Source organism: Actinoplanes sp. CA-030573 (assembly GCF_050951115.1).
Classification (GTDB): Bacteria; Actinomycetota; Actinomycetes; order Mycobacteriales; family Micromonosporaceae; genus Actinoplanes.
The window spans coordinates 2,640,333-2,650,679 of sequence record NZ_CP192038.1 but is presented as its reverse complement, the minus strand read 5'-3'; the positions used below and the strand labels follow the sequence as shown (position 1 = coordinate 2,650,679).

Genomic DNA, 10,347 nt, shown 5'->3' with positions numbered 1-10,347 from the left:
TCGCTCCGGCCTGACAACGTTGTCAAGAAATGCGCCGGAAATCCCCGGGAAACGTGCCCGGCCTAGTCGGCCGGGAACGCCTCGGCCAGGGCGGTCAGCGCGGCCAGCGAGTCGCTCACCATCTCGCGCTGCGCCGGGAGCCGGTGGGCCTCCCGGTCGGGGATGCCGACCTCGACGTCGATGTCGGTGTCGTCGCCGTCGGCTCGCAGCCGCCACACGAAGGACAGGTCGGAGACCAGGCAGGAGATGACGACCCGGCCGCCCGCGCGGTCCTCGGCGATCTGCTGCCGCATCGGGAAGTCCGGATAGCCGTCCGGCCACATTGTGTACTCGCCGCCGGGGCCGGGGGCGACCTTGTCCACCCCCGCCCACCACTCCGGGAACCGGGCCGGGTCGTGCAGCAGCTTCCACACCTCCTCGACCGGGGCGTGTGCGTGCGCGGTCAGGGTGAAGCCGGGCATCTGAGCTCCTCCTCGATGCGTTCGAGCTCCCGCCGCGGCTCGACCAGCCCGGCCACCGGCGGACGGCCGAGATCGAGCAGGGCCGCGGTGTAGCCCTCGGCGGACGCTCCGGCGGGCATCGACCGCCACCCGGCGGCCGACTCGGCCAACCGCCGGCGGGCCAGCGGCTCGTCGCCGCGGGCCCGGGCGATCAGGGCCTGGACCCAGGCGACCCGGGGCACCAGCGCCCACGGCTGGTCGGCCCGGCTGACCGGCTCAAGCAGCGCCGACCGCAGCGCGGCGGTGGCCGCCTCCGGATCGCCCAGCCGGGCCAGCGCCTCCGCCCGGTGGAGGCCGGCGGTGGGCCGGCTGACCGCCGCCCCGGCGTCCAGCGCGGCGCCGAGCAGCCGGGCCGCCTCGGCCGGGTCCCCACCGGCCAGCGCGACCAGCCCGGCGTCGTGCGCCGCCACCGCGGCCAGCGCGGGCAGGTCGAGCCGGTCGGCGAGGTCCCGCTCCCGCTGCGCCGTCGCGGCCGCCTCGGCGTGCCGGCCGAGCCGGGCCAGGATGTGCGCCCGGCCGGCCAGGCAGCTGATCAGCAGCGGCGGGATGGGCTCGGTGGCGGCCACCGCCCGGTCGGCCAGTTCCAGCGCCCCGTCGTAGTCGCCGAGGCAGCACAGGGCGCAGGCGGCGTTCACCCAGACCGCATAGGCCCGGCCCGGCGTGGTGACCGGGCCGGTCCGGCGGGCCAGGGCCACGGCGTCGGCGAACCGGCCCTGCCGGATCCGGCCCTGCATCCGGATCTCCACGATGTCCTCGGCGGCCTCGGCCGGCAGCGGCTCCGGTCGGGACTCGGCCTCGGCCAGCAGGGACTCGGCCGCCGCCGGGTCGCCGGCCACCGCCTCGCCCCAGGCCAGCCCGATCAGCGTCTCGGCGTCGGCGCCACCGGGCGAGGCGTCCCGGGCCGCCAGGTACGCCCGCCGCGACTCCTCCGGATGGCACACCACCGTGCGCAGCTGCCGTCCCCGGCGGCACCAGGCCCGCGGCAGATCCGCCCGGTCCAGGTGGGACAGCGCCCGCGACCAGGCGGCCTCCATCTCGGTGCGCCGGTTCAGCCAGGCCCAGATCTCCTCGGCCTCCAGCCACAGCCGGCCGTCGCCGGGGGTGAGCGCGAGCGCGCGCTCGAGGAACGCGGCCGCCTCGGACAGCGCGCCGACCGTCCGCGCGAACGCGGCCGCCGCCGCCCACGACCGGGCCGCCTCGGTCCGCCGGCCGGCCCGGTCGAGGTGCCGCGCGATGCCGGCGTGGTCGGCCGGGTCCAGCGCCGCCGCCACCCGCTCGTGCAACCGTTCCGGCCCGGGCAGATCGGCGTAGACCGCCTCCCGCAACAGCTCGTGCCGGAAGCCCAGCCGTCCCTCGCGGCGCACCAGCAGCCCGGCGGCGCCGGCGCTCTGCTCGGCCGCGCCGACGTCGTCCACGCCCAGCCGGTCGAGCTCGGCGCTGGACAGTGGCCGGCCCGCGGTGGCCAGCAGCCGGACCAGGCTCTGCGCCGCGGGCGGCAGCAGCCCGGCCGTCGCCCGGATCGCATGCCGCAGGTTCGGCGGCGGCCCGGCGCCGCCCGACGACAGCACCCGGGCGCTCTCCACGGCCAGCAGCGGGTTGCCCTCGGCCGCCGCGACGACCTGCCGCACCGAGGTCTCGTCGTGCACCAGCCGGGCGGCCAGGGCGGCCACCTCGGCGTCGCTGATCGGGCCGATGGTCAGCTCGGTGACCGGCACCCGGCGCCCGGCCAGGTCGCCGAGCACCGCGTCGAGCTCCGGGCGCGGCGGCTGGTCCCGGCGGGTGAGGACGAGCAGGATCGGCAACCGGCCCACCCGCCGGCCGATGTGCGCCATGAGCCGCAGGCTGGGCCGGTCGGCGCGGTGCGCGTCGTCCATGGCCAGCAAGGCCGGCCGGTCGGCGCACGACCACTCGACCAGGCGCAGCATCGCCTCGAAGACCCGCAGCCGCTCGAGCTCCGGCGCGCGCACGGCGGGCGGATCACCGGGCCGGCCCAGCCGGGCGCCGAGCTGAGGCGCCAGCCGGTTCAGCTCGACGGGCCAGGCGGCCGACGCGGGCGGCCGGGCCGCGGTCGCGACGAGCGCCCGGGCCAGATCGAGCCAGACCCCGTACGGCGTCTCGCCGACCACGTCCGAACCGGCGCCCACCGCGGTCCGGGCCCCGGCCCGCTCGGCCCGGCGCACCGCCTCCGCCAGCAGGCTGGTCTTGCCGATGCCGGCCTCGCCGGTGAGCACGACGACCTGACCGGCGCCGGCGGCCGCGGCCCGCCACAGATCCGTCAGCCGGCGGACCGGCTCGGCCCGGCCGAACAGCGCCGGCCGCTCGGGCGCCGCGACGGGACCGGCGAGGCGCGCGTGGACGGCCCGGGTCGGCGGCGACGGCCGGACGCCGAGCTCGGCGCGAAGCCGCTCGGTGAACTCCCGCGCCGCCCGGGTCGCCCCCGCCGCGTCACCGGCCTCGACCAGCTTCTCCAGCAGCAGCCGATGCGCCGACTCGTCCAGCGGGTCCAGCCGGGTCAGCCGCCGGGCGTACCGCACGGTGTCGCCGTCCGGCCGCTCGGCCAGCCGGGTGAGCCACCCGCGCAACCGGTCGTGATAGTCCCGGCGGGCCTGCTCGGCCCAGTCGTCGCCGATCCCGGGCAGGAGCTCCCCGTCGTACTCGGCGCCGGTGTCGTGCAGCGCGTCCACCCACACCCCGGCGGCCGGCAGCCCGATCTCCTGCCGGGTGGTCACGAGGCCGGCCGCCGCCGGACCCCAGGACTGCCGCACGGCCCAGACCGCGGTCCGCAGGCTGGCCCGGGCACCGGCCGCGGGGCTGTCCGGCCACAGCCGGGCGGCCACTGTCGATCGCGGGTGGAGGCCGGGGTGGAGCGCCAGCCAGCCGATCAGCGCCCGGGCCCGCTCGCTCGACGGCATCGCGAGCGGCCGGTCGCCGTACCGCGCGGTCATCTCTCCGAGCAGCCGGAGCCGCAACATTGACCCAGCGTAGGCCCGCCCGGTCCGGCTTTGACGCTGCGTTGACGGTGTTCCGACGCAGCACCGGGCAACCTCCGGGGAAACGGCCCGGAAAGGAGCCTCCGATGACCACCACTGTTCCCGACATCAGCACCCTGGCCCACGCCATCGAGTCCCGCGACGCCGCCACGATCACCGCCTGGTACCACCCCGACGCCGTGCTGACCCTGGTCGACCGCGATCACCCGCCGTCGTCGCCGCTGGTGTTCGCCTCCGCCGAGGAGATCGGCGCGTACTACCGCGACGTCTGCGGCCGGAACATGGCGCACGAGGTCAGCGACGCGGTCATCACCGCCGACGGCATGGCCTTCACCCAGAACTGCCGCTACCCGGACGGTACGAAGGTGCTGTGCGTGACCGTGGCGCGGCTGGCGGACGGCCGGATCACGAGCCAGACCGCCACCCAGGTCTGGGACGGCTGAGCCTCAGAGCTCCCAGCCGGGCCCGGGGTCCGCCCGGTACCGGCACTCGGTCCCGGTCCGGACGTGCCGGTCCAGGTGATCGGCCAGGACCGGGTGGACCTCCCGGACGCGGGCGATCGCGTACCGGATCCGGGCCGTGACCGTCTTGCGCGCCCGGTCGTTCTCGTCGCCGAGCCGGCGCGGGCGCCGCCCGAGCCCGGTGGCCGCGGCGAGCTCGGCGATCAGGAAGTCCCGCTCGGTGCGGGCCCGGCTCTCCCGTTCCGGATCGTGGTGGGTGGCGGCCTCGTCGAGCTCGTCGTCGAGCGCGGTGAGCCGGGCCCGGTACTCGGCCCGGGCGCGCTCGTCGAGCACCGGATCGGCGCCGGTGGCGGCCGGCAACCCGAGCAGCGTCCGCACGTGCACCGGGCGACCGGGCACGGCCAGCAGCGCCGCGATGTCGTGCAGGCCCTTCGCGTCCGGGACGTGCACGGTCTCGCCGGCGAAGCCGAGTACCCACGTCGTCCCCTCGCGGCGGAAGACCGCGGCCCGCCCGGCGAGCAGCCCGGCCCAGGGCCCGGCGCCGAGCCGGTCGTACATCGCGACCGCGGCCGCCGCGTGCCGCCCGGCGTCTCCGGCCGCCGGGGCGAGCCGCGACAGGTGGTGGTCGATCGCGCCCTGGTAGGAGGCGCAGCCCCCGACCACCGAATGGGTGCCGGCCAGCGGCAGCAACGCCTCGTACGCCTGACGGCGCTGCTTCTCGTCGCCGTACTCGGCGAGCATGAAGGCGGTGAAGACGAGGGGTTCGGGGTCGTGCGAGCGGGGCGCGTCGGCCAGGTCGTAGCCGGCCAGGATGGCGGCGGCCGCCCGGCGGTCGCCGCGGACGTGCGCGCTCAGTGCGGCCAGCACCGGGTTGTGGCGCCGGCCGTAGACGGTGGCGGGTTCGCCCAGGTCGGGCCAGGGGCGGCCGAGCAGCATGAGCGCGAACGCCTGGGTGTTCGCCAGCCCGATCGCGTCCGGCTCGCCGATCCGGGCGCCGAGCGCGAGGCCCTCGACGACCAGCCGCTCGGCCGCGGCCGCGTCACCGGTGGCCAGGGCCAGCGTGGCGCGGCGGGTCAGGGCGTTCCATCGGGCCCGCGGATGACCCAGCCGGTCGGCCAGCGCGCAGTACTCGGCCAGCTCGGCCACGCCGCGCGGGTCGCCCAGCTCCAGCAGCGCGGCCGCACGCAGCTGCTTCGCCTGGGCGATGCGCTCCTCGTCGCCGGCCCGCCGGGCCGCCCCGGCCATGTCGTCGAGGATCGGCAGCCGGTCGCGCGCGGATCCGGGACGCCACCGGGCGTCGTGCAGGGCCAGCAGGCAGCCGGCGAGCGTGGCCGGGTCGTCCCGCCGCCGCGCCAGCCGCACGGCCTCGGCGGCCAGGCCGGTGACGTCGGCCGGGTCGGCGCCGAGCCGGCCGTGGTGCAGGGTGCGGGCGCGGGCCGCCAGCACCTCGGGAAGCCGCGGATGCCCCGGCTCGAGCGCCGCGGCCGCCTCCGCGAGCAGGTCGTCGAGCTCGGCGTCCCGGGTGCCGGCGCGCACCCCCAGCCGCTCGAGGCCGAGCGCGGCCGCGGCCAGGGTCGTGCCGTCACCGGCCGCGCGGGCCTCGTTTGCGGCGGCCCGCAGGCTGGACCGCGCCTCGTCCGACCGGCCCGCGCGGTACTGCGCGTCGCCCAGCCGGACAAGCAGGCCGGGCCGGCCGGGCAGGGCGGACCCGCCGGGCCGGGCGGACCCGCCGGGCCGGGCGGACCCGCCGGGCCGGGCGGACCCGCCGGGCAGGGCGGACCCGCCGGACCGGCCGGGCAGGCCGGGCAGGCCGGGTCCGCCCCCGGCGGCCAGCGCCCGGGCGAAGTGCCCGCACGCGTCCTCGTAGGCCAGTCCTGCCGCCGCCTCCTCGCCGGCGATCCGGGAGAGCTCGGCCGCCTCGGCGGCGCAGGCCGGCCCGGCCCGCAGGTAGTGCAAGGCCACCTCGGCCGCGGGCGCCCCGTCGTCGCGCAACGCCCCGGCCGCCGCCCGGTGCCGCCGGGCCCGGTCGTCCGGCGCCATCGCCTCGACCACGGTGTCCCGGAACAGGTCGTGGGCGAACCGCACGTGCCCGGCCGGGGCCGGCGGCCGGACCAGCACGCCCGCGCGGACCGCCTCCTCGACGAGCACGACGGCGTCGCCGGGGTCGAGGCCCGCGACCTGGCACAGCACGCCGAGCCCGGCCTCGGCGCCGAGCACGGCGGCCGCGCCCAGCAGGCCGGCGCAGGCGGGCGAGAGCAGCGACAGCCGCTCCCCCAGCACCACCCGCGCACCGTCCGGGACGTCGTCGAGCCGGCCCGGCTCACCCCGGCTGACCAGCAGCCGGGTCACCTCGCGGGTGAGGAACGGGTTGCCGCCCGTGCGCCGCCGGACGGCGCGGGCGAGCTCCGGCGACGGAGCCGCGCCGGCCACGTCGGCCATGAGCCGGGCCACGTCCGGCTCGTCCAGGCCGCCGAGCTGGACGACCTGCGCGGACCGGGCCAGGTCGACCAGCCGCGGCGGCGCCTGCGCCTCCCGGTACGTGCCGAACAGCAGCACCCGTGCGGTGCGCACCCGGTCGGCCACGAACGCCAAGGCCCGCAGGGAGGACTCGTCGCACCAGTGCAGATCGTCGAGGACGACCGCGACCGGTCGGGCGGCCGCGGCCTCGGCGAGCTGGGTGGCGATGTGGTCGAAGAGCCGGAACCGGGCCGCGTCGGCGTCCCCGGTCGCGCCGGCCGGCTCGAAGTCGAGCCGGCGGGACAGGCCGCGCAGGGCCTGCACCCACGGCCAGTAGGCGGGCGCGCCGGCGTCCGCCCGGCACGCGGCCCAGCTCACCAGCACGCCGTGCCCGGGCGCCGCCCGCAGCAGCTCGGCGGCGAGCGCGGTCTTGCCGACGCCGGCCTCGCCGGCCGCGAGCAGCAGCCGGCCGCCCGCGCCGGACACCTCGGCGAGGGCCCGGCGAACCAGGGTGACGGCATGCTCACGGCCGAACAGCACGGCACATCCGATCTCAGGGCAGCGGCGGCGGCCGGTAGCCACCGGTCACGGCGGCCAGCCGGACGGCGAAGTCGATCACCGTACGGTCCTCGAGGTAGGGACCCACCACCTGGATCCCCACCGGCAGTCCCGCGGCCGACAGCCCGACCGGCGCCGCCACCACCGGCAGGCCGGCGAGGGAGATCGCCTGGACCCACCGCACCTGGCTCCAGTACGGCGCCGGGTCGCCGTTCACGACGATCCGCCGGGCGTCGGGGTCGGGCCCGTGGTCGTGCCGGAGCGCGGTGGTCGGCGTGACCGGGCACAGCAGCACGTCGTAGTCGCGGAACATCCGCGCCCACGCCGCGGTGAGCGCGAGGCGCCGCTCGTGGGCGAAGCCCCAGTCCCGGGCCGGCGCCGTGACGTGCCGGGCCCACCGGGCCCGCGGCGTGTCGGCCCCGGACCCGGCCAGGACGGTCAGCTCCTCGAACTCGCGCCGGTCGAGGCCCATCCCGGCGAACGGCTGCACCAGCCGCTGGAAGAGGTCGGCCGACTCCCGCAGCTCCACCGGCCCGGTGTGGTCGTCGACCTTGACGCCGTCGGCCCGCAGGGCGGCGACCGTCTCCCGCAGCACCTCCAGCACGGCGCCGTCGATCGGGCAGTACGCGTCGTCCAGCCAGGCCGCGACCCGGTAGCCGCTCAGGCGGTCGGCCCTCGCCGCCGGCAGCGACAGCCGCCAGGCGACCGCGCGTTGCTCGTCCGGCCCGGCCAGCACGTCGAGGGCCAGTTCCAGGTCCTCGGCGCCGCGGGCGAGCGGCCCGGCGACACCCATGTCGATCTCCTGGCGGGCGCCGGGCGGCGGCGGCAGATGACCACGGGTGGGCACCAGGCCGAACGACGGCCGCAGCCCGTGGATGCCGCAGTAGCCGGCCGGCATCCGGATCGAGCCGCCGAGGTCGCTGCCCAGGTCGAGCGCGCTGTGCCCGGCCGCGACGGCCGCCGCCGGGCCGCCGGAGGAGCCGCCCGGCGAGCGGGCCGGGTCCCACGGGTTGTTCGTCGTGCCGAAGACCTCGTTGTAGGTCTGCGCGTCGCCGGCCCAGGCCGGCGTGTTGGTCTTGCCGACCACGATCGCCCCGGCCGCGCGCAGCCGGGCCACGGCCGTCGCGTCCCGCTCCGGCACATGGCCGGCGAGCTCGGGCACACCGCAGGTGGTGCGCATCGACGCCGTCTCGATGCTGTCCTTGATCGTGATCGGCAGTCCGTGCAGCGGACCGAGGATCTCGCCCCGGGCGGCGGCCTCGTCGGCCGCGGCCGCCTCCTGCCGGGCCCGCTCGGCGTCGACGGTGACCACCGCGTTCAGCCGCGGGCCGTCCCGGTCGATCCGGCTCAGGTACTCCTCGAGCAGCTCACGGGCGGCGATCTCGCGGCGGCGCAGGCGGGCGGCCAGCCGGCTCGCCGTCTCCCGCGTGATCACGGCCGGACCTCGTAGAGCGCGTGGAACGGGTCGCCGACCGGCAGCCGCCGGACGGCGCCGAAGCCGGCCCGCTCGCACAGCTCCGCCAGCACCGGCTCGGGCAGCCCGAGACTGCCGAGGCCAGGACCGCCGGCCGCGAGGGACACGGATAGACAGTAGAGCAGGCTCACGCCGTAGTAGAGGGCGCCGAGCGGGTTCAGATTGTCGGATAGTGCCGCTCCGGCGTCGATCTCGCCGCAGAGGTAGACGCCGCCGGGCCGCAGCGCCGACCGGATCGACCGCAGCAGCTCCTCGGGCCCGGCCGCGTCGTGCACGACGTCGAACGTGCAGATCAGGTCGTACGGGCCGGCGTCCACCGGCGACCGCTCGATCCGGACGCGGTCGTCGACGCCGGCCGCCTGCACGTTCTGCCGGGCGCGTTCCACCTGCTCGGGGTCGAGATCGAAGCCGGCGAAGCGGGACGCCGGGAACGCCCGCGCCAGCTCGATCAGCGCCCGCCCGGCCCCACAGCCCACGTCGGCGACCGCGGCGCCCTCGCGCAGCGCCGCCGGCACCGCGGGCATCGCCGGCAACCACACCGGCACCAGCGCGTTCACGTACGCCGGCGCGCCCAGCCGCTCGATGGCGGGCCCCAGATCAGGCCCGTACCGGCCGGATCGCACGCCCGCACCCGTACGGAAGGCGTCCGCGACCGCATCGAGCGCGGGCGCGACGCCGAGCATCCACTGCAGGATCGAGCCCAGCGACGCCGGCGTGTCCTCCCGCCCGAGCACCGGGACGTGCGCTTCGGGCAGCACGAAGGTCTCGCCCGCCGCGTCGTACCGGAGGTAGCCGGCGGCCGCCATCGCCGACAGCCACTCGCGGGCGTAGCGCTCGACGATGCCCGCGCGCCCGGCCAGCTGCTCCGCCGTCACCGGACCCGACTCGGCCAGCACGCGGAACAGGCCGAGCCGGTCGCCGATCGCCGCGGTGACGATCGTGATCGACGCGGTCCCGTCGGCCAGCACCCGTTGCGCGAACGCGCCGATCTGCCGCTCCCTCTCCGCCGTCTCTTCCATGGCCACTCCTCTCGCCGTTTACCCGGAGGGCGCGAGAACGGTTCCAGCACCCGGCTGGAACGCCGACCTAAGCTCATGGTCATGACAACCCTTGCTGCCCGTACGATCGCGGCCCTGCGCGCCGAGCACGAGGTCCTCGCCTCGGCGGCCGCCGACTTCTCCCCCGACCAGCTCAAGGGCCCGTCCGGCTGCTCGGACTGGACGGCGGCCCAGGTCTTCTCCCACCTGGGCAGCGGCGCCGAGATCACGCTCGCCACCTTCCGGGCCGGCGTCGGTGAGGCCGAGGCGCCGGGCCCCGGCTTCAACGAGAGCGTCTGGGACCGCTGGAACGCGATGAGCCCGGAGGAGCAGGCCGGCCGGGCGATCGAGTCGGACGAGAAGCTGGTGGCGGCGCTCGAGGCGGTGGCGCCCGAGCGGCACGCGGAGATCGCCGTCAACCCCGGCTGGCTGCCGCAGCCGATCCCGCTGGCCTCGTTCGCCGCCACCCGGCTGAGCGAGGTGGCCCACCACAGCTGGGACATCCGCGTCGCGACCGACCCGGCAGCGGCCCTCACCGACGGCGCGGCCGAGCTGCTGGCCGAGCACCTGAGCGGCGGCCTGAGCTTCTACCTGGGCTTCATCACCAAGACCGAGCACGTACGCGAGCCCGCCGTCATCGACATCGCCGGCACCCCGTACCGGATCGTCCTCGACGACCGTCCCCGCCTGTCGGTCGAGCCCAGCGCGGCGACCGCGACCTTCACCGGCCCGCTCGAGGCGGCCCTGCGGCTGCTGGTCGGCCGGCTCGGCCCCGAGCACACCCCGGCCGGCGTCGAGGTGACCGGCAACATCGGTCTCGACCAGCTCCGCGTGATCTTCCCCGGGTTCTGACCGCGGCCGGGCCGGCGC

The 10,347-nt window shown here is 77.6% G+C and carries 7 protein-coding genes; 2 read left to right on the top strand and 5 right to left on the bottom strand.

Annotated elements, in window-relative coordinates; all coding sequences use genetic code 11:
* Positions 1–62 precede the first annotated feature (62 nt).
* Positions 63–461, bottom strand: coding sequence for an SRPBCC family protein (locus ACQP2F_RS12300; protein WP_433303548.1), 399 nt, complete (start codon positions 459–461; stop codon positions 63–65).
* Positions 443–3,472, bottom strand: coding sequence for an ATP-binding protein (locus ACQP2F_RS12295; RefSeq protein ID WP_433303546.1), 3,030 nt, complete (start codon positions 3,470–3,472; stop codon positions 443–445). Before ACQP2F_RS12295 ends, ACQP2F_RS12300 begins: the two co-directional genes overlap by 19 nt.
* Before the next feature lie 104 nt (positions 3,473–3,576).
* On the opposite strand from ACQP2F_RS12295, the gene ACQP2F_RS12290 reads away from it, so the two are divergent.
* Positions 3,577–3,933, top strand: a complete 357-nt coding sequence (locus ACQP2F_RS12290; RefSeq protein ID WP_433303544.1) for a nuclear transport factor 2 family protein — start codon at positions 3,577–3,579, stop codon at positions 3,931–3,933.
* Between the two features lie 3 nt (positions 3,934–3,936).
* Here the strand turns inward: ACQP2F_RS12290 and ACQP2F_RS12285 are convergent, their stop codons facing one another.
* Genes ACQP2F_RS12285 through ACQP2F_RS12275 form a run of 3 tightly spaced genes read right to left on the bottom strand, consistent with a single transcriptional unit; the run spans position 3,937 to position 9,459 of the window.
* Positions 3,937–6,948 (bottom strand): AAA family ATPase, encoded by a 3,012-nt coding sequence (locus tag ACQP2F_RS12285; RefSeq protein ID WP_433303542.1) that lies wholly within the window; start codon positions 6,946–6,948, stop codon positions 3,937–3,939.
* A gap of 13 nt (positions 6,949–6,961) precedes the next feature.
* A complete protein-coding gene (locus tag ACQP2F_RS12280; RefSeq protein ID WP_433303541.1) occupies positions 6,962–8,401 on the bottom strand; it encodes an amidase in 1,440 nt (479 codons plus the stop codon).
* A complete protein-coding gene (locus ACQP2F_RS12275; RefSeq protein WP_433303539.1) occupies positions 8,398–9,459 on the bottom strand; it encodes an SAM-dependent methyltransferase in 1,062 nt (353 codons plus the stop codon). The genes ACQP2F_RS12280 and ACQP2F_RS12275 overlap by 4 nt, the downstream gene beginning before the upstream one ends.
* A gap of 81 nt (positions 9,460–9,540) precedes the next feature.
* On the opposite strand from ACQP2F_RS12275, the gene ACQP2F_RS12270 reads away from it, so the two are divergent.
* A complete protein-coding gene (locus ACQP2F_RS12270; RefSeq protein WP_433303537.1) occupies positions 9,541–10,329 on the top strand; it encodes a maleylpyruvate isomerase family mycothiol-dependent enzyme in 789 nt (262 codons plus the stop codon).
* The last annotated feature ends 18 nt before the right edge of the window (positions 10,330–10,347 follow it).